This window comes from Kitasatospora sp. NPDC041917, from assembly GCF_055589745.1.
On the sequence record NZ_JBVJBI010000009.1, the window covers coordinates 246,160 to 263,957 of the forward strand.

Here is a 17,798-nt window from a genome sequence, read left to right on the forward strand (position 1 = left end):
AGGCCGCACGGTGGGGCGCAGCGAACGAACGGATGATCGGAGGGACGCATGAGCTGGTCGGTGGGCCAGGTCTCCGGCTTCGCCGGTGTCACGATCCGGACCTTGCACTACTACGACCGGTCCGGGCTGCTCGCGCCCAGTGAGCGCAGCCCGGCCGGCTACCGGCTCTACAGCGGCGCGGACCTCGCCAGGCTCCAGCAGATCCTCTTCTACCGGGAGCTCGGCTTTCCGCTCGACGAGATCGCCGACATCCTGGCGGACCCGCAGGCCAACGCGCTCGACCACCTGCTGGCGAGGCGGCAGGCCCTCACCGACCAGATCGGCCGCCTGCAGAAGCTGGTCGACGTCGCCGAGCGGGCCATCGAGGTCCAGCGCACCGGGGTCGAGCTGACGCCGCAGGAGCGCTTCGAGGTCTTCGGGGACGTGGTCTTCGACCTCAGCTACGCGGCCGACGCCCACCTCAGGTGGGGCGAGCGGGACAGCCACCAGGAGGCCCTGGCCCGCGCCGCCACCCACTCCAAGGAGGACTGGCAGCAGCTGATGGCGGAGGCCGCCGAGTGGCGCGGCCGGCTGCTGGAGGCCTTCGACGCGGGGCTGCCGGTCGACCACCGGACGGTGCTGGACCTCGCGGAGCGGCACCGGCAGCACATCACCCGGTGGTTCACACCCTGCCCGCCGGAGATGCACTGCCGGATCGCCGACGACTACGAGGCGGACGCCCGGGCCTTCGCCCTGGTCGTCCCGCCGGCCGACCAGCGCCCGGGCCTGGCCGGCTACCTCCGTGCGGCCATCGGCGCCAACGCCGAGCGGCGCGACGCGAACGACCTCGACGACTCGACGGCAACGACGTCGACGGCAACGACGTCGACGGCAACGATGTCGACGGGGCGGCCCGATGAGGATCCTCGTCATGGCCGCCGGATCGTACGGCGACGTCGCCCCCTACACCGGGCTCGGGGCGTACCTGCGCGGTGCGGGGCACGAGGTCGCGCTCGCGGCGCCCGAGGCCTTCCGCGAGCTGGTGGCCGGCAGCGGCCTCGACTTCCGGCCGCTCCCGGTCGATCCACGCGGCGCGGGCGCCGGGCCCGCACGCGGGCGCTCCGAACTGCTCGCGCGGGCCGCGGCGTTCATCGGGCAGCTGGGCGACGGGCTCGCGGACGCCACCGCACCCGGCGCCGATCTGCTCCTGCTGAGCACCACCACCGCGCCGCTGGGCTGGCACCTCGCGGAGGCGATGGACGTTCCCAGCCTGGGGGTCTACCTGCAACCCACGCTGCCGACACGGGAGTTCCCTCCGGTCGTCGGGGGCGGCCGCTCGTTGGGGAGCTGGGGCAACCGGGCGGCGGGGGCGCTCGGCCAGCGGGTCGTCGATCGTCTGCACGCCGAGGCCGCCCGCCGGATGCGGTGGCGGCTCGGACTCCCGGCGCTCTCCCAGACCGCGCGCCGGCGGGCCGTGGAACGGGAGCGCTGGCCGGTGTTGCACGGCTTCAGTCCGACCGTCGTACCGCGCCCGGCCGACTGGCGGGAGGGGTTGCGGGTGGTCGGCAACTGGTGGCCGTACGTGCCGGACGACCACCGTCTCCCGGCCGAGGTCGAGGACTTCCTGCGGGAGGGACCGCCACCGGTGTTCATCGGCTTCGGCAGCATGGCGGCCGGGCAAGGCGAGCGGCTGAGCACCCTCGCGGTGGAGGCCCTGCGGCGGGCGGGCGTCCGGGGCGTGGTGCAGGCCGGCTGGGCCGGGATCGCCGGGGAGGGCGACGACGTGCTGACCGTCGGCGAGCTCCCGCACGCCCGGCTGTTCCCGCACATGGCGGCGGTCGTGCACCATGCGGGCGCGGGCACGGCGGCCGCGGCCCTGCGCGCGGGCGTGCCGAGCGTCCCCGTCCCGGTGACGGCGGACCAGCCGTTCTGGGCCGGTCGGCTCGCCCGGCTCGGTGCCGCCACCACGCCGGTGCGGTTCGCCGACCTGACCGCCGACCGGCTGGCGGAGGCCGTCCGGCAGGCCGTCGAGGAGCAGCGGCTGAGGGAAGGGGCGCAGGAGGCGGCCCGCGCGATGGCGGAGGAGGACGGCGCGGCCCGGGTCGCGGAGGCGGTGGCGGCATTGGGCCGGTAGGGGAGGAGCGGACGGGCCGTCGCCGGGGCTCGGCGGTCCCCGGCGACCGGACTGGTGCCCCCGGACCGGCGCCCGGACCCGCGACCACTGCGGTGAGACGGGGTTCGACAGCTGAGCGGCGCGGACGGCCAGGACACGCTTGTGTCGCGGCCGGTCATGGCGGTCCAGTCATTGCGGTCCGGTCAGCGATGGGGAGGGCGAGGCGAGCGGAGAGCCGAGGAGGTGAGTGCGGACGACCATGCCGGAGCCTTTCGGGAGGTCAGGGTGCCCGGGCGATCAGGACGGGCTGGAAGAAGCCGGTGTCGACGGGCAGCTCCCAGCGGATGCCGGACAGGCCCGCCTCGGCGGCGAAGGCGCTCAGCTGGTCCTGGGTGAGCGCCCAGTAGGTGGAGCGGCGAACCGAGACCTGCCACTCGCCGGCGTCGTCCGGAAGGAGGCGGAAGAGCTCCAGGTCGTACCGCTCGCCGTCCTCCCGCCACTGCCAGAGCTGGAAGAGGACCGACCGTCGGCCCTCGTGGTCGGCGGTCTGCGGCGACGTGGAGGCGGGCCGGGTGCGGCGCAGCTCGTCGTACGGGCGGGTGGTGACCAGCACCAGTCCGCCGGGACGCAGGACCCGTCGCATCTCACCGAGCGCGGCGCGGACGTCCTCGGCCGTCAGCAGGTGGGGCAGCGCGTTGTCGGCGCAGACGACGACGTCGAACCGCCCGTCCGGGAAGGGGAGCTTCCGCATGTCGGCGGCGGCGGTGGGCAGCCGGAGGCCGCGCTCGGCGGCCTCGGCGGTGGCGCGGGCGGCGGAGACCGGGCTGAGGTCGCTGCCGGTGACGCGGTGGCCGAGCGCGGCCAGGCCGATCGCCTGGGTTCCGATGCCGCAGGCGCAGTCCAGCACCTCGGCCGGGCGGTCACCGAGGTGCCGGCGGATCAGGGCGTCCAGCGCGGCGCCCTGGCGGGCGACGGAGGCGTTCCAGTCGGCGTAGAGGAGGTGGTAATCGTCGGCGAACGCGTCGTAGAAGCGGCCGAGGGTGGAGTCGGTCATGGCGTCAGGGTCTCCATGGGAGGCGGGAGGCGGGAGGCGGGAGGCGGGCGGGGCGCGGGCGCGGCGACCGGTACGTCCGCCACGGCGCTATCCTCGCCCGGGCACACTGGCACGGAGTACCGGTTTTCCGGGGCTACCGAGGGGCGGGCAGGGTACGGACACCGGACGGTGACGTCCGGTCGGACGGACCGCCGCCGGTCCCGCTGGTCCCGCTGGTCCCGCTGGTCCCGCTGGTCCCGCTGGTCCCGCTGGTCCCGCTGCTCCGCTGCGACGGCGGCGACCTGCCCGGCGAGCACGAGCCGGCCGGGCCGGTCGCCGGAGCGATCGAGCTGCCGGAGGGCAGTTGGTGGGACTGGGACGTGTGGCCCTGGCGACCCGGCGAGCTGCGGTTGGCCGCCGGGTAGGACCTCGACTACCACCACGGCCTGGAGCTGATCTTCGCCGACCCGTTGTACGTCCGGTGCCCGGGGTTCTTCCAGGACCCGGCGTTCCGCCCGCCCACGCCCGAGGAGCGTCGGCTGGTGGAGGGGCGGTGCGGCCCGGCGGGGCCCACAGCGCAGGGCCCCGCCAGGGGAAGTCCGCGATCCGGGTCCTTGCCGCAGGTCGGGAGAGGTCTTCGCCCAGCCCGACCGCGCGGCCGTGACACCGGCCGCACGGTCACTGCGTCAAGGGCGCTCAGCCGTCGGCAAGTTCGAGGGACTTGCCGATCGGGAACCAGTGCAGTGTTGTCGTCATTTTGTCCGTGCTCGTGTCCGTGTCCACGTCGCCGTCGACATTCGCCAACGTGCCGGAGACCGTCTGCCCTTGCGGACGAGGACGCTCATAGGGTGGCGCTGGCCGGAGGTACCGGACTGGAGCAGGATCGGCGCGGTCTGCGCGCAGTGCAGGCCCTGGGCGTTGGTCTGCCCGGAGACCTGGACGTTCCCGTCCACGGTCAGGGTCTGGAGTTCGAGGTCGGGCCTGTCCACGGTGACGCTGGTGTGCAGGTGGTCCGGCGGGCGACGGGCCGGCGAGGAGGGGGCGGGGACGGTCAGGGCCCGCGCTGCCACAGTGGCGTCCGGCTTGGCGGCGCGGATCACGGTCGCTCATCATCAGGTGCTTTGGTGGGCCGTCGGGGTGACCGTGGGCGCCCGAGACGGGCCGGGCGCGTCCACCACCGGTGCCGGCCTTCCGTGCCGAAGTGCCCCTGTGGATCTGCTGCTTCAGGGCCGTCCGCGGCCGGGAGCGACATGCGGCGTACCGCCGGGCGGAGGTGGTTTCTAGGCGAACGGCGTAGCTGCGGGCGCGGTTCTTCGCGGATCGGGACGTACTGGTGAGGGCGCAGCGCCCGGGGGATCCCATCGCACGGAAGGAAGCGAGACATGGCCTCACAGAACATCAAGGAGCTCAAGGAGAAGGTCGAGAAGCTCTACGATGACGAGGAAGGCGATTTCAGGCGAAAGTTCGACGCGGCGATCAGGGGTTTGACGCCGCCCACGGTGTACCCGGACTCCGACGTTTACAAGGACTGGCGAGGGGCGACCGGAAAGACCCTGGCAGAATTCTTCGTCGAATGGTACGACTGGGGCTGGAAGCAGCCCATCTCCGACGGGTTGAAGTACATCCGTAAATTCAGCTGGATCAGCTACGAGAACGCCGCGGGGCTCGCGTTCGTGACCAGCGAATCAGGACGTGAGGTGCTGGCGGACTTCACGCAGCTGCAGGGTCGGCAGATGGATTCCACGGATTCCGAGAAGCTGGTCCAGCAGTGGATCGATGAACTCGGCCCGAAGCGGATGGCCGATTTCAAGAAGGGGGACTGGTCGACCCTCAACAAGTTCTTCATCAGGGAACTGAAGCCCGGTAAGCGGCCGATCGACTACCCCGACGACCCCAGCGTCGTGACCGCCCCGACCGACTGCATCATCAACATGATCGTCGACAACCTGGCGCCCGACACGCCGCTCCCGATCAAGGCGGCCGTGACCATGAGTGTCAGCAGGCTGCTCGACGGCTCCAAGTATGCCGAGAAGTTCATCGGTGGCACGGCCGTGTCGTGCATCCTCATGCCCGACACCTACCACCGCTACCACGCCCCGGTCGGCGGCCGGGTGGTCGAGGCCCGCGACGACATCGGCGGCGTCTACTACGGGATCCGGGACTTCCCCGACCTGCTCAACAAGGGAAACGTCGGCTACGGGTACGACTACAGCCTGTTCGAGGACTTCCGCCGCGGATACGTCATCATCAAGACGCCGTACGTGGACCACAACGGGGATCCGGACGGCGAAGGCTTTGTCGCCCTGGTGCCCGTCGGCCTCAACTCGATCGGCTCCGTGAGGTTCCTCGATCCGTTCCGGAGGATCACGGAGGAGTCGACCCCGGTCGAGGTGAAGAAGGGCGACGAGATCGGCTACTTCCAGTACGGCGGTTCACTGAACATCCTGCTGTTCGAAGAGAAGCGGTTCCCCGCACTCCAGCTCCTCCTGGGCCAGCGCATCGGAGTCCTCCAGGAGGTCGCGCACACCGAGCGCTACATCGAGCGCTACGTCCGCCCGCTGCCCGGGCGCGTTACGCCGACGTCCTGACCTCCCTCCCGAAACGGAAGGTGAACCATGCCCCGTCAGCCCGTTTACGCGATCCCGGCGAACGCCTTCAACACGCAGACGATCCACTTCTGTCCCGACCCCGGGAAGAAGGAGGAGGAAGGAGCCCCGAAGACGGTCCGGTCCTACGCCGGGTACGCGGACGTCGACGGTCCCGGCACCGAAAGGAGCCGCTTGTTCCACTGGTTCTTCGAGAGCCAGACCTGCGATCCCCACGTCGACGCCGACAAGCAGAAGGACCTGATCGAGAAGACGCCTCTGTTGATCTGGCTCAACGGCGGTCCCGGCGCCTCGTCGCTCCTGGGTCTGTTCCTGGAGAACGGGCCGCTGCGCGTCGGTGACGACGCCGCCGGGACCATTTCGGTCAGCCCCGACACCTGGAACCAGGAAGCACACGTCCTCTACTGGGACCAGCCGGTCGGCGCGGGATACAGCTACTGCAAGACGTCGGAAACGTACGTCAAGGACGAGGACGAACTCAGCGAGATGTTCCACCGGGCGCTGGTTCAGTTCTTCGAAACGTACCCGGAGTACCAGAAGTGCCCCCTCTACGTCTGCGGTGAGAGCTATGCGGGCAAGTACGTGCCGTACATCGCCCGGAAGATCCACCAGGAGAACCTCAAGAGGCCCAGGACGCACCTCAATCTGCAGGGGATCGCCGTAGGAAACGGCTGGATCAGACCGGAACTCTCGATCCGCGTCATGATCGACTACGCCTACGCGTCCGGATTCCTCGGCAAGGGCCAGAAGGACGTCCTGGACTCCTCGTACAAGCACTTCCAGGACGTCCTCAAGGCCGGCGAGATGAAGAAGGCCACCGATCTCGGCAACGGCCTGGTCAACGCGATCCTGGCCTACGGAGGCGACTTCGACGTCTACGACGTACGGCGCTGGGAGGACCTGTCCGCGGGTGCGCTGCCCGTCTACCTCAACACCGCCGCCGTCAAGGAGGCCCTGCACGTCGACCACGCGTGGGAGTCCGCGGACAACTCGGGTCCGGTGGCCACCGCACTGAAGGCCGACAACATGGCGGATGCCTCGTCGCTGTACGCCGAGCTCATCCACGCGAAGGAGAACTACAGGGTCCTGCTCTACACCGGGGACTTCGACACCGCCTGCGGCTACCAGAGCACCGAGGAGATCCTCGACGAGATCATGAAGGACGGCTGGCAGGAGGTCCCGCGGTTGATCTGGAAGCAGGCGCAGGGCAACCCGAAGGGCTTCGTCCGCAGCCTCAACAACGTCACCCAGGTCGCGGTGCCCGACGCCGGGCACGAGGTACCGGCCTACCAGCCGCGGATCTCCCGGGAGATGCTCTACAACTGGCTGTTCGACCGCCCCTTTCACGGCCAGGACCCCGAGAGCGTGGCCCGGGCCATCCTGGCCAAGGCCCTGGAGGACGCCGACGAGGAGACAGGATGAGCGGTCACTTCAAGAGGACGAAGGAGACGGCCGACCTGGCGGCGGCCACAGCCGTCCTCAAGCAGGGCTACGTCTGCACCCTCGCCCACGTCGACCCAGAGACGGGCAGGCCGAGGTGCGTGCCCATGGTCTACGCGTACCACGAGGAGGGGGACGAGCGGCGCCTCTATCTGCACGGCTCCATCTACTGGCCGCCGCAGACGGCGCTGGCGCCCTCGCTGCGGCAGCTGTGGAGCGACGCCGGGGTCCACGTCTGCCTGGCCGTCACCCTGCTCGACGGCCTCATCGTCGGGCGGGCGGCGATCAGCACCTCCCTCAACTACCGCTCCGTGGTGGTGGACGGCATCGCGCGGAAGGTCGATCCGGCGGACCGGGCGAAGGCGTTCGAGGCGCTCAGCAACCAGGTCATCCCGGGCCGGTGGCCCGAGCTGCGCCCGATCAAGGACGGCAAGGGCGGCGAACTGGACTCGGACGGGGAGCACACCCCCACCACCGGGGTCCTCTCCGTCAGCCTGACGGAGGACGCGACGGTGAACGTCAAGCGGCACCACGCCGCCGAGCCGGAGCACGAGAACCAGCAGGACTGGGACTGGGACCACGGCAACGCCTGGGGCGGTGTGCTCCCGATGCGCCAGGTCTACGGGCCGGCGATCCCCGACTCGCACGTCAAGGACAAGGACGCCGACCCGCCGGACCCCGTCCAGCGGGTCATCGGCAGGACCACCTAGGTTCTCTTCGTTCCGGCGACGCCCGCCCGGCGTGATCCGAAAGAAGAGGATCTTCATATTCCGGTTCAGGCTGCGGCCTTGAGCAAAGTGATCAACTGGTCGGGGGACGGCCCGGGCGCGAAATCCGCTGGCCGGAGGGCATCGTCGCCGCGATGATGCGGACATGCGCACCTTCGAAGAGCTGATCGCCGAGGCCGAGGCCGTGTCCGTGGACGGCTGGGACTTCTCCTGGCTGGACGGCCGGGCCACCGAGGAGCGGCCCTCCTGGGGCTACCAGCGGCTGCTGGCCGGGCGGCTGGGCACGGCGACCGCGGCCCTGGACGTCCAGACGGGTGGCGGCGAGGTGCTCGCGGGCGCTGTACGGCTGGGCGGGCGCCCGCCCGTGCTCGCGGCCACCGAGTCCTGGCCGCCCAACGTGGCCCGCGCCACCGACCTGCTGCACCCGCTGGGCGCGGTGGTGGTCGCGGACCCCGACGAGCCGCCGCTGCCGTTCGCCGACGGGGCCTTCGACCTGGTCAGCAGCCGGCACCCGGTGCGGGCCTGGTGGACGGAGATCGCCCGGGTGCTGTGCCCCGGCGGCACGTACTTCGCCCAGCACGTGGGCCCGGCGTCGGCCTTCGAGCTGGTCGAGTACTTCCTCGGGCCGCAGCCGGAGGCGCGCGAGGGCCGCCGCCCCGAGCGGGAGAGCGCCGAGGCGCGGGCGGCCGGGCTGGAGGTGGTGGACCTGCGGTCCGAGCGGCTGCGGATGGAGTTCCGGGACATCGGTGCGGTGGTGTACTTCCTGCGCAAGGTGATCTGGATGGTCCCGGGCTTCACCGTGGCGGGGTACTGCGACCGGCTGCGCGAGCTGGACGCCCGGATCCGGGCCGAGGGCCCGTTCGTGGCCCACTCGGCGCGGTTCCTGATCGAGGCGCGCAAGCCGTAGCCGGCCTGCCGGACGCCGGCCCGCCGGGCAGGGGCCCCGGCGGGCCGGCGCCGGAGCTCAGCACGGTGCGACCAGGTCCAGGTACGCGTCGTGCCAGAGGTCCTCGTCGCCGTCCGGCAGGAGCAGCACGCGGTCGGGCCGGAGGGCCTCGATGGCGCCGGGGTCGTGGGTGACCATCACGATCGCGCCCGGGTAGCTGCCCACCGCCGTCAGGACCTCCGTGCGGGAGGCCGGGTCGAGGTTGTTGGTCGGCTCGTCCAGCAGCAGGACGTTGGCGCCGGAGTGCACCAGGCCGGCCAGGGCGAGCCGGGTCTTCTCACCGCCGGACAGCACCCTGGCCGGCTTGTCGGCGTCGTCTCCCCGGAAGAGGAACGCGCCGAGCACGTGCCGCAGTTCGCCGTCGGTGAGGCCGGGTGCGGCCGCGGCGAGGTTGTCGCGCACGCTGAGTGCCGGGTCGAGGGTGTCGTGCTCCTGGGCGAAGTAGCCGAGTCGCAGACCGGAGCCGGGGACGACGCGGCCGGCGTCCGGTGTCTCCCGCCCGGCCAGGATGCGCAACAGGGTGGTCTTTCCGGCCCCGTTCAGGCCGAGCACGACCAGCCGGCTGCCGCGGTCCACGGCCAGGTCCAGTCCGGTCAGCACCGGCCGGCCGCCGTAGGACTTGGCGAGGCCGATCGCCCCGAGCGGCGTCCGGCCGCACGGGGCGGGCTCGGGCAGCCGGATCCGGGCGGTGCGCTCGGCCTGCCGGACGGGTTCGAGTTCGGCGAGCATCCGGTCGGCCCGGCGGGCCATGCTGCGGGCGGTGGTCGCGGTGGCGACGTTGGCCCGCATCCGGTCGGCCTGCGCGTGCAGGGAGGCGGCCTTGCGTTCGGCGTTGGCCCGTTCCCGGGTGCGACGGCGCTCGTCGGCGGCGCGCTGGGTCAGATAGGTCTCCCAGCCGGTGTTGTGGACGTCGATCGTGGCGCGCTGCGGGTCCAGGTGGAAGACCCGGTTGACGGTCTCCGCGAGCAGGCGCAGGTCGTGGCTGATCAGTACCAGCCCGCCCTGGTGGGTGGCGAGGAAGCCGCGCAGCCAGGCGACGGAGTCGGCGTCCAGGTGGTTGGTCGGCTCGTCCAGCAGCAGGGTGCCGTGGTCGGCGAACAGGATGCGGGCCAGCTCGACCCGGCGGCGCTGGCCGCCGGAGAGCGTGCCGACGGGCGAGCCCATCAGGTGGGTGGGCAGGCCGAGCCCGGCCGCGACCCGGGCCGCCTCGGCCTCGGCGGCGTAGCCGCCGCGGGACTGGAACCCGGCCTCGGCCCGGACGTACGCGTCCATCGCCCGGCGTTCCTCGGCCGGCGACCCGGCGCGGGCCATCGCCGCCTCGGCGGCGCGCAGCGTGCGGACGGCGGTGTCCAGGCCGCGGGCGGACAGGATGCGGTCGGTGACGGTGACCGACGGGTCGGCGGCGCGGGAGTCCTGCGGGAGATAGCCGACGGCTCCGGTTCGGGTGACGGTGCCGGCGGCGGGTGCCAGCTGCCCGGCCAGGGTGGCGAGCAGCGTGGTCTTGCCGGCACCGTTGCGGCCGACCAGGCCGATCCGGTCGCCGGGGGCGATGTGCAGGGTGACGTCGGACAGCAGGAGACGGGCGGCGACGCGCACGTCGACACCACGGGTGGTGATCACGGGATAACGCTCCGAAAAGGCTAGCGAACAGACGGGTGGCGTGGAAGCGGTCCGTCGGCTAGGAAATTCGGGGCGTTGACATGGGGCCACGGTAGCGGGAGGGGTGGACCGGACGCATCCGAATTAACCGGTCGGCGCGGGGTGGTCGGCCGCGGCGGGGCCCCGGGTGCCACTCCGTCCGTCCGGGGCGGTGCGGTTTCGGCCATGCCGGAGGCGGATGGCGCGCGGGGCCTCCTTGTCATGGTCGCGGCGCAATCGCTTGCATGTCCGCATGGGCCGACGCGATCTCGTACTCCTGACCGACCACAGCTCGACCGAAGGCAGCCGGCAGGTGCTCGCCGCCGCCGCGCGGACGCTGACCGGCCGGGAGCCCGTCCAGCTGGACGCCCGGCACTTCATGACCGGCGGCAGCGGTCTGATCGAGGCCGACGACGCGGGCGGAATCCGGCTGGAGGCGGGCGGCCGGGCGGTGACCGCCGACACGGTGATCGTCTACGAGATCCCGCCGCACCGGCGCCGCGCGTTCGAGGGCTGCCAACGGCGGCTGCGCGGCTTCGGCGCCCGCTCGCTCGGCACCGACGCCGAGGCGTGGCGGGCGGCCACCGAGAAGGACGCCACGGTCGCGAGCTTCGTCCGGGACGGCGTGCCGCACATGCCCAGCATCGCGCTCTCCGGGCCGAGCCCGGAGGCCGCCGCCGACGCCTTCGCGGCCCTCGGCGGCGACGTCTGGGCCAGGCCCTGCATCGGGATGGGCGGCGACGACGTCTTCCACCTCACCACCCGCGCGCAGCTCGACGCCGCCGCGCGGCACTACGCCCGGGCGGGCGCGGACTGGTTGATCGCCCGCGACGCCCGGAACGTCCTCCCGGACGGGCGCCGCCACCAGTACCGGGTGGTGGTGCTGCAGGGGCGCGTGGTCCGGGTCGTCGAGCACGTCCAGGCGGACCCGGACGCGCCCTGCAACGAGAGCCGGGGGGCCGTCTCCACGCTGCTCGACTACACCGAACTGCCGGACGGACTCGCGGAGTCGGCCATCGCGGCAGCCGCCTCCACGGGCCTCGACCTCGCCGGGGTGGACCTCGCCGCCGAGAGCGGCGGCGTGGTCTTCGAGGTCAACGTCCACCCCGCCTTCGGCCGGCGCGGCCTGGAACAGGTGGCGCTGCCGTACGTCGCCGCGCACCTCGGTGAGTAGCGCCGGGAGCATCCCGCCGGTGCCCGGAGCGCACCGGTGGTGCCCGGAACGCCCCGCCGGTGCCCGGAAGGCCCCGGCTCCGCCTCAGGCCCGCAGGACCGCCGCGAGCACCGACGGCCGGAACAGCGCCGACGGTGGCGCCACCAGCGACATCACCTCGTGGAACACCGCGGTGACCGCCGTGTCCGAGGTGCTGGCCGCCAGCACCTTGTCGAAGAAGCTGTGCTGGAGCCCGATCAGGGCGCCGGAGGGCGCGCCGGTGGTGGCGGGGAAACGGGCGTCCTCGGCGCAGGAGATCACCCAGGGGATCTTGGACGCCACGGCGACGGCGCGCCGTGCGGCCCGGGCGGTGGAGTGTCCGATGCCGCCGTGGCGCTTCGCGGTGCGGCGGAGCTCCCGGGCGCAGAACAGTGCGACGGTGACGCCCTGCCCGTACACCGGGTTGAAGGTGCTCGCGGCGTCGCCGACCACCACCAGCCCGTCCGGGCAGCTGCGCTCGTAGTGCCGGCGCACGCCCGGGCCGGGGTGGAAGCCGCGGACCTCGCCCGCGGGTTCGGCGTCCCGCAGCATCTCGTGCAGGAACGGGTCGCGCAGCAGACGCAGGTGTTCGGTGAAGCCCTCCTCGCCGGCCGCCGGCTCGGCGCCGCGCATCCCGGCGAGGCTGACGATCCAGCGGTCGCCCTCGACCGGCAGCAGCACGCCCATGCGCTGCGCGTCCGGCGCCTTGGTCTGGAGGTAGGCCGCCCGGCCGACGGTCTCGGACCCGTCCGGGCGGTGGAACATCCGGGAGACGTACGCGACGCCCGCGTCCACCCGCTCCTCGGGCACCGGCGGGCAGCCCAGCTCGGCGAGCCACTTCGGCACCGAGGTCGAGCGGCCCGTCGCGTCCACCACCAACTCGGCGGGTATCTCCCGGACTTCGCCGCGCTCCTGACCGCGCTCGCGGACCTTCACCCCGGTCACCGTGGTCGCCGTGCCGAGCAGTCCGATCGCGTCCGTGCCCTCCAGGAACTCGATCGCGGGATGGGCGCGGACCCGGTCCAGCACGAACGAGTCCAGCAGCGACCGGGTGCAGGAGAGGAAGCCCACCTGCGCGGGGTACTCGGCCAGCCACCCGGCGGAGCAGAGCCACTTGACGTCCGAGGCGGCCACCCGCTGCGCGCCCGCGGCCACCAGCTCCTGTTTGATGCCGGGCATCATCTCCTCCAGCAGCCGGTGCCCGGCCTCCAGCACCAGGTGCGCGTGCCGGCCCTGCGGCACCCCCGCCCGGAACTCCGCCCCCGCCGGGTACCGGTCCCGCTCCACCACCACGATCCGCTCGGCGAACCCGCGCAGCGCCCACGCGGCCGCCATTCCCGCGAGCCCGCCGCCGATCACCACTGCCGTACCCCGCCCCGGGGCCCTCTCCGAAGAAGTCATGACACGTAGCGTAGTGGCGTGCTCGCCTCCCCGTGATCACTTCGCTGCCGACGAACAGCCCTGCCCAGTAGGGCCGTTGACGGCGCACGGCGGCACCGGACGGTCCGTGGGGCGTGCGTGGGGCGTGCGCGGGGGTGGCAGGCGCGGGCGGCGGACACGGTCCGGGGGCGCAGGCCACGGCGGGCCCCGGCCGGAGCCCCGGCCGGGGCCTCGGCCGTAACCCCGGTCGGGGCCCGGGTCGTGCGGGTACTAGACTCGACGGGATTGTGCTGGCGCCCCTCCCGGTGCGCAGGCGCGCGGAGGCGAGGAGGTGAGGGCCGTGGAGTGCAGTAGTACGGGTCGAAGTCGGCCCCGCCCCCGGTTGTCCCGCACCACTCGCGGCCCCCGGCACACCTCCTCCCGTACGGCTCCCGCGCGGCACTGACCTCGTCCTCCCGACGAGGCGCCGCCGGTCGCGCCGTGCGCGTGGCGGCCGGCCGGGCGCCTCCGGTCCGCCGTGTCCCCTTGCGGCGGCCGGGCATCCACCGTGGAGGTCCCGCCATGTCCGACTGGCGTGTGCGCGCCGTGCGCGCGAGCAAGCGTCCGTTCTCCCGTTCCGTCGTCCGGCCCACGGACACCCAGCCCGCGCCCGAGCACTCGATGGACCCCCGGCCCGACCAGCCCGTCGAGCCGGTGACGCTGGAACGTTCCGTGGTGGACGCGGCCGTCTACCGGGACGGCCGCCGGACGGAGGCGCCCACCGACCTCGCCGACATCTACCGCACGCTGCCCGACCGGCCCGGCACGATGGCCTGGATCGGCCTCTTCCGCCCCGCCGAGGCGCAACTGCTGGAGGCCGCCGACCGGTTCGGCCTGCACGAGCTGGCCGTCGAGGACGCCATCGTCGCCCATCAGCGGCCGAAGCTGGAGCGCTACGGCGACACCCTGTTCGTGGTGCTGCGCGCCGCCCGCTACCTGGACGAGGCGGAGGAGGTCGACTTCGGCGAGATCCACCTCTTCGTCGGTCCCGACTTCGTGCTCACCGTCCGGCACTCCCAGGCCCCGGACCTGTCGGCGGTGCGGCGCCGGCTGGAGGCCGACCCGGAGCTGCTGGCGCTCGGCCCGGAAGCGGTGCTGTACGCGGTGCTGGACGCCGTGGTCGACGGCTACGCGCCGGTGATCGCCGGCCTCCAGCACGACATCGACGAGATCGAGACCGAGGTGTTCGGCGGCGACCCGCAGGTCTCCCGCCGCATCTACGAGCTCTCCCGCGAGGTGATCGAGTTCCAGCGGGCCACCCGCCCGCTGCTGGAGATCATGAAGAGCCTGGAGGCGGGCTTCGGCAAGTACGGCACCGACGACGAGCTCCAGCGCTACCTGCGCGACGTCGCCGACCACGCCACCTACGCCGCCGAGCGGGTGGACGGCTTCCGGCAGATGCTCCAGAACATCCTGACCGTCAACGCGACACTGGTCTCGCAGCGGCAGAACGAGGAGATGAAGCAGCTCGCCGAGGCGGGGCACGCGCAGAACGACGAGATCAAGAAGATCTCCTCCTGGGCGGCCATCCTCTTCGCGCCGACACTGATCGGCACGGTGTACGGGATGAACTTCGAGACGATGCCGGAGCTCAAGTGGGTCTTCGGCTACCCGTTCGCGATCGGGCTGATGGCGCTGGTGTGCACCGGGCTGTACCTGGTGTTCAAGAAGCGGGACTGGCTGTAGGCCGGAGCCCCGGGCCCCGCTGACCCGGGCCCCGCGCCCCCGGGCCCCGCGCCCCCGGGGCCCGGGGCCGCTTCTGTGCGTGGACCCGGCACTCCGCTTTCCTCACCGGACGGTGACAACTCGGCCTCGTTCCAAGGACGTTCGGTGCCGACGCGGGATCGGAGGGGGACCCTTCCCCGGGAGCGGGGAGGGGGTCCGGATGCGGGCGATCGCGGGGATGATGACGGCGGCCGTGGTGATGGGGTTGCTGCTGGGCGGGGCGGTGAGCATGCTGCTGTTCGCCTTCACGGACTGGTTCGACCCGATCGCGCGGTGGGTGCACGTGCACGGCTTCTTCCTCTGGGCCCACGGCACACCCTAGACATCAGCCGGGCAGCAGTCGCTCGTACTCGGCCTCCGGATCCAGTTGGCGCCGGTACTCGACGTGCAGCCGGACGGTGCCGTCCGTTCCGGCCAGGCGGTCGAGCGGGCCGGCGCCGGCCGGGAGCGGGTGGGGCTGCGGCCACTGCTGTGCGAGGACGGCCAGCGGGGTGCCGTCGGCGGTGCGGACCACCCAGGTGGCGCGGCCGCCGCCGATCAGCGGGAGCCGGGGCCGGGGGAGGCCGAGGGCGGTGAGCGCCGCCGGGGTGTCCAGGTGGTCGGGGAGAGTGAGGGTCTCGGCGTGCGGGGCGTCGGCGTCGTCGCCGGCCGCGACGCTGTCCCGGGTGAGGAGGATGCGCATGGCGGGAGGATAGGCCGGAGCCGCGGGCGAGCGCCCGGGGTGTGACCCGCAGGGGTGGCGGCGGGGCCTCACCCGTGTGCCGGATTGACAAGGGGCATTGCCGTACCGGCAAATAGCAGGCATGGCCGACGAAGACTTCGAGAACGTCCTCACCACGGTGGGCCCGCGGCTGCGGGCGCTGCGGCGGGAGCGCGGCACCACGCTCGCCAAACTGGCCGCCGTCACCGGCATCTCGCTCAGCACGCTGTCCCGGCTGGAGTCCGGGCAGCGCAAGCCGACGCTGGAGCTGCTGCTGCCGCTGGCCCGGGAGTACCGGGTGCCGCTGGACGAACTGGTCGGCGCTCCGGCCACCGGCGACCCGCGGATCCACCCGCGCCCGGTGACCAGGAACGGCCAGACCATCGTCCCGCTCACCCGCCACCTGGGCGGCCTGCACGCGTACAAGCACATCGTCCCGCCGGGCCGGAACGCCGGACCCGAGCTGGAGCTGAAGGTCCACGAGGGGTACGAGTGGCTGTACGTGCTGTCCGGACGGCTGCGGCTGGTCCTCGGCACCCACGACCTGGTGCTGACGGCCGGTGAGGCCGCCGAGTTCGACACCCGCACCCCGCACGCCTTCGGCAACGCGGGGCAGCAGCCGGTGGAGTTCCTCAGCCTGTTCGGGCCGCAGGGGGAGCGCATCCACGTCAGGGCGCGCCCGGGAACCTCTGTTCGGTAGGTTCGTTCCTGACAGGGGGTCTTCCTACCGGCTCCCGCCAGGCCATCGGGAGGGGCCGAGGAAATGACTGTGCAGCAGAGCGCGGAGTCCGGCGAGAGCGGCGGAGCCGGGGAGCGTGCGGAGGCCGGGGACGGCCGGGCGGAGCCGGGGACGGACAGCGCGGTGGCGGAGGGTGCGGACGCGGGCGCCGGTGCTCCCGGCGGGATCGGCGCACCCGGGAGCGCGGGTGCTCCCGGGGCGGCCGACGAGGAGGCCGAGCGCCCCCGGAAGAAGCGCCCGTTCTGGCAGGAGCTGCCGATCCTGCTGGTGGTCGCGCTGCTGCTCTCGCTCGGCATCAAGACCTTCTTCGTACAGGCCTTCTCCATCCCCTCCGGTTCGATGGAGCAGACCCTCGCGATCGGCGACCGGGTGCTGGTCGACAAGTTCACCCCATGGTTCGGCGCCAAGCCCGAGCGTGGCGAGGTGGTGGTGTTCCGCGATCCGGGCGGCTGGCTGGAGGGCACGCCGACGGTCTCGGGCGACTCCGTGATGGGGACCGTCCAGAAGGCGCTCAGCACCGTCGGCCTGATGCCCTCGGCGGACGAGAAGGACCTGATCAAGCGGGTGATCGCGGTCGGCGGTGACACCGTCGAGTGCGAGGCGGGCTCGCCGCTGAGGGTGAACGGCGTGGCGCTGGACGAGCCGTACCTGTTCCCGGGTGCGACGCCCTGCGACAACGACCCGGTCGGCACCGTCACCGTGCCCAAGGACAAGCTGTGGGTGATGGGCGACCACCGCAACAACTCGCGGGACTCCCGGTGGCACCACAACGAGACCGGCGACGGCTTCGTGCCGGTGGACAACGTGGTCGGCCGGGCCTTCGTGGTCGCCTGGCCGTTGTCCGACTGGTCCACGCTGCCGGTCCCGGACACCTTCGACAAGGTGCCGGCCGGGGCGGCGGGCGCGGCCGGCGCGCCGTTCGAGACGCCGCCGGCGCCGGAGGCCGCCGCACTGGCCGGCATCGTGCCGCTCGCCCTGTGGCAGCGGCGGCGCTCGGCGCGGAAGGACCGCTGAGGCCGGCTCGCCTTCCCGGAACCCGGTCGACCGGCTTCGATCGGCTTCGACGGAACTCCTCCCACCGACATCTACACGCCTGTAGAGTTCAGGAGGTGAGCTGAACGCCCGGCCGCCGGCCGCCCCGAGCGGGGCGCCCGGCGGCCGGGTCCGGGTCGGGAGGCGGAGCCGTGATGGAGAATCAGTGCAGCCCCGGGGACGCCGGAGGTCCGGCGGGGCCGGAACCGGCGGGAACGGATCGGGCAGGACCGGAAACGGCGGCCCGGGACGTCCGCTGGGTCTACCAGCCGGTCGAGGTGGACCTCGGGGACGGTGGCTGGGCGCTCGGCCGGATCAGCGCGTGGTGGCAGGACGCGGCCGGGCAGCGCTGGTGCCGGCTGCGCATCGGCCGCGGCGGACAGCCCGCGCTCTGGCAGCCGTTCGACCCGGCGCGGGTGCTGCTGCTGCCGGTGTCCGGGCTCTGAGCAGGCCGGTCGGACATTCCGGTGGAACCGTTCGGCGGGCCCCGTCGTCCCTGGGATCGACC

At 72.7% G+C, this 17,798-nt stretch carries 15 protein-coding genes and 1 pseudogene; 12 read left to right on the forward strand and 4 right to left on the reverse strand.

Annotated elements, in window-relative coordinates; all coding sequences use genetic code 11:
* Positions 1-48: 48 nt before the first annotated feature.
* Both ACZ6EM_RS14220 and ACZ6EM_RS14225 read left to right on the forward strand, forming a co-directional pair.
* Positions 49-819 (forward strand): annotated as a pseudogene (locus ACZ6EM_RS14220) (MerR family transcriptional regulator); the annotation flags it as partial.
* Between the two features lie 76 nt (positions 820-895).
* Positions 896-2,113, forward strand: coding sequence for a glycosyltransferase (locus tag ACZ6EM_RS14225; protein WP_465772465.1), 1,218 nt, complete (start codon positions 896-898; stop codon positions 2,111-2,113).
* Positions 2,114-2,372: 259 nt separating this feature from the next.
* Here ACZ6EM_RS14225 and ACZ6EM_RS14230 read toward each other — a convergent pair whose 3' ends face one another.
* Complete coding sequence (locus ACZ6EM_RS14230; RefSeq protein ID WP_465772466.1) at positions 2,373-3,146, reverse strand: class I SAM-dependent methyltransferase; 774 nt, start codon at positions 3,144-3,146, stop codon at positions 2,373-2,375.
* Positions 3,147-4,507: 1,361 nt separating this feature from the next.
* Between ACZ6EM_RS14230 and ACZ6EM_RS14235 the strand changes: the two genes are divergently transcribed.
* The 4 genes from ACZ6EM_RS14235 to ACZ6EM_RS14250 all read left to right on the forward strand — a co-directional run bounded on the left by ACZ6EM_RS14235 (position 4,508) and on the right by ACZ6EM_RS14250 (position 8,806).
* Positions 4,508-5,713 (forward strand): phosphatidylserine decarboxylase, encoded by a 1,206-nt coding sequence (locus tag ACZ6EM_RS14235; protein ID WP_401052551.1) that lies wholly within the window; start codon positions 4,508-4,510, stop codon positions 5,711-5,713.
* A 27-nt stretch (positions 5,714-5,740) separates the two neighbouring features.
* On the forward strand, positions 5,741-7,153 hold the full coding sequence (locus tag ACZ6EM_RS14240; RefSeq protein WP_465772467.1) for a S10 family serine carboxypeptidase-like protein: 1,413 nt from the start codon (positions 5,741-5,743) through the stop codon (positions 7,151-7,153).
* Positions 7,150-7,881, forward strand: a complete 732-nt coding sequence (locus ACZ6EM_RS14245; protein WP_465772468.1) for a pyridoxamine 5'-phosphate oxidase family protein — start codon at positions 7,150-7,152, stop codon at positions 7,879-7,881. Before ACZ6EM_RS14240 ends, ACZ6EM_RS14245 begins: the two co-directional genes overlap by 4 nt.
* A gap of 163 nt (positions 7,882-8,044) precedes the next feature.
* On the forward strand, positions 8,045-8,806 hold the full coding sequence (locus ACZ6EM_RS14250; RefSeq protein WP_465772469.1) for a class I SAM-dependent methyltransferase: 762 nt from the start codon (positions 8,045-8,047) through the stop codon (positions 8,804-8,806).
* A 57-nt stretch (positions 8,807-8,863) separates the two neighbouring features.
* Here the strand turns inward: ACZ6EM_RS14250 and ACZ6EM_RS14255 are convergent, their stop codons facing one another.
* Complete coding sequence (locus tag ACZ6EM_RS14255; RefSeq protein ID WP_465772470.1) at positions 8,864-10,465, reverse strand: ABC-F family ATP-binding cassette domain-containing protein; 1,602 nt, start codon at positions 10,463-10,465, stop codon at positions 8,864-8,866.
* Between the two features lie 271 nt (positions 10,466-10,736).
* Between ACZ6EM_RS14255 and ACZ6EM_RS14260 the strand changes: the two genes are divergently transcribed.
* Complete coding sequence (locus tag ACZ6EM_RS14260) at positions 10,737-11,657, forward strand: ATP-grasp domain-containing protein (protein ID WP_401053773.1); 921 nt, start codon at positions 10,737-10,739, stop codon at positions 11,655-11,657.
* 84 nt (positions 11,658-11,741) lie between these two features.
* Here ACZ6EM_RS14260 and ACZ6EM_RS14265 read toward each other — a convergent pair whose 3' ends face one another.
* The gene (locus tag ACZ6EM_RS14265) at positions 11,742-13,076 is read right to left on the reverse strand and encodes an NAD(P)/FAD-dependent oxidoreductase (RefSeq protein ID WP_465772471.1); all 1,335 of its coding nucleotides are present in this window, start codon (positions 13,074-13,076) and stop codon (positions 11,742-11,744) included.
* Between the two features lie 540 nt (positions 13,077-13,616).
* On the opposite strand from ACZ6EM_RS14265, the gene ACZ6EM_RS14270 reads away from it, so the two are divergent.
* Positions 13,617-14,780 (forward strand): magnesium and cobalt transport protein CorA, encoded by a 1,164-nt coding sequence (locus ACZ6EM_RS14270; RefSeq protein WP_401056163.1) that lies wholly within the window; start codon positions 13,617-13,619, stop codon positions 14,778-14,780.
* 199 nt (positions 14,781-14,979) lie between these two features.
* Positions 14,980-15,141, forward strand: coding sequence for a hypothetical protein (locus ACZ6EM_RS14275; protein WP_452180789.1), 162 nt, complete (start codon positions 14,980-14,982; stop codon positions 15,139-15,141).
* Between the two features lie 3 nt (positions 15,142-15,144).
* Here the strand turns inward: ACZ6EM_RS14275 and ACZ6EM_RS14280 are convergent, their stop codons facing one another.
* A complete protein-coding gene (locus tag ACZ6EM_RS14280) occupies positions 15,145-15,501 on the reverse strand; it encodes a hypothetical protein (protein ID WP_359900724.1) in 357 nt (118 codons plus the stop codon).
* Between the two features lie 121 nt (positions 15,502-15,622).
* Here ACZ6EM_RS14280 and ACZ6EM_RS14285 point away from each other — a divergent pair, with 121 nt between their 5' ends.
* The 3 genes from ACZ6EM_RS14285 to ACZ6EM_RS14295 all read left to right on the forward strand — a co-directional run bounded on the left by ACZ6EM_RS14285 (position 15,623) and on the right by ACZ6EM_RS14295 (position 17,736).
* Positions 15,623-16,219 carry a helix-turn-helix domain-containing protein gene (locus tag ACZ6EM_RS14285; protein ID WP_359900727.1) on the forward strand — a complete coding sequence of 199 codons (597 nt, stop codon included), beginning with the start codon at positions 15,623-15,625 and terminating at the stop codon, positions 16,217-16,219.
* Between the two features lie 63 nt (positions 16,220-16,282).
* Positions 16,283-17,272 (forward strand): signal peptidase I, encoded by a 990-nt coding sequence (gene lepB, locus ACZ6EM_RS14290; protein ID WP_401052795.1) that lies wholly within the window; start codon positions 16,283-16,285, stop codon positions 17,270-17,272.
* A 170-nt stretch (positions 17,273-17,442) separates the two neighbouring features.
* Positions 17,443-17,736, forward strand: a complete 294-nt coding sequence (locus tag ACZ6EM_RS14295) for a hypothetical protein (protein WP_401052792.1) — start codon at positions 17,443-17,445, stop codon at positions 17,734-17,736.
* Positions 17,737-17,798: the final 62 nt, after the last annotated feature.

Bases quoted from the DNA above. Each gene is read 5' to 3' on its own strand.
- lepB (WP_401052795.1), top strand. From the start codon at position 16,283: ATGACTGTGCAGCAGAGCGCGGAGTCCGGCGAGAGCGGCGGAGCCGGG.
- ACZ6EM_RS14250 (WP_465772469.1), top strand. From the start codon at position 8,045: ATGCGCACCTTCGAAGAGCTGATCGCCGAGGCCGAGGCCGTGTCCGTG.
- ACZ6EM_RS14270 (WP_401056163.1), top strand. From the start codon at position 13,617: ATGTCCGACTGGCGTGTGCGCGCCGTGCGCGCGAGCAAGCGTCCGTTC.
- ACZ6EM_RS14225 (WP_465772465.1), top strand. From the start codon at position 896: ATGAGGATCCTCGTCATGGCCGCCGGATCGTACGGCGACGTCGCCCCC.
- ACZ6EM_RS14265 (WP_465772471.1), bottom strand. From the start codon at position 13,076: ATGACTTCTTCGGAGAGGGCCCCGGGGCGGGGTACGGCAGTGGTGATC.
- ACZ6EM_RS14260 (WP_401053773.1), top strand. From the start codon at position 10,737: ATGGGCCGACGCGATCTCGTACTCCTGACCGACCACAGCTCGACCGAA.
- ACZ6EM_RS14285 (WP_359900727.1), top strand. From the start codon at position 15,623: ATGGCCGACGAAGACTTCGAGAACGTCCTCACCACGGTGGGCCCGCGG.
- ACZ6EM_RS14235 (WP_401052551.1), top strand. From the start codon at position 4,508: ATGGCCTCACAGAACATCAAGGAGCTCAAGGAGAAGGTCGAGAAGCTC.
- ACZ6EM_RS14280 (WP_359900724.1), bottom strand. From the start codon at position 15,501: ATGCGCATCCTCCTCACCCGGGACAGCGTCGCGGCCGGCGACGACGCC.
- ACZ6EM_RS14245 (WP_465772468.1), top strand. From the start codon at position 7,150: ATGAGCGGTCACTTCAAGAGGACGAAGGAGACGGCCGACCTGGCGGCG.
- ACZ6EM_RS14230 (WP_465772466.1), bottom strand. From the start codon at position 3,146: ATGACCGACTCCACCCTCGGCCGCTTCTACGACGCGTTCGCCGACGAT.
- ACZ6EM_RS14275 (WP_452180789.1), top strand. From the start codon at position 14,980: ATGCGGGCGATCGCGGGGATGATGACGGCGGCCGTGGTGATGGGGTTG.
- ACZ6EM_RS14240 (WP_465772467.1), top strand. From the start codon at position 5,741: ATGCCCCGTCAGCCCGTTTACGCGATCCCGGCGAACGCCTTCAACACG.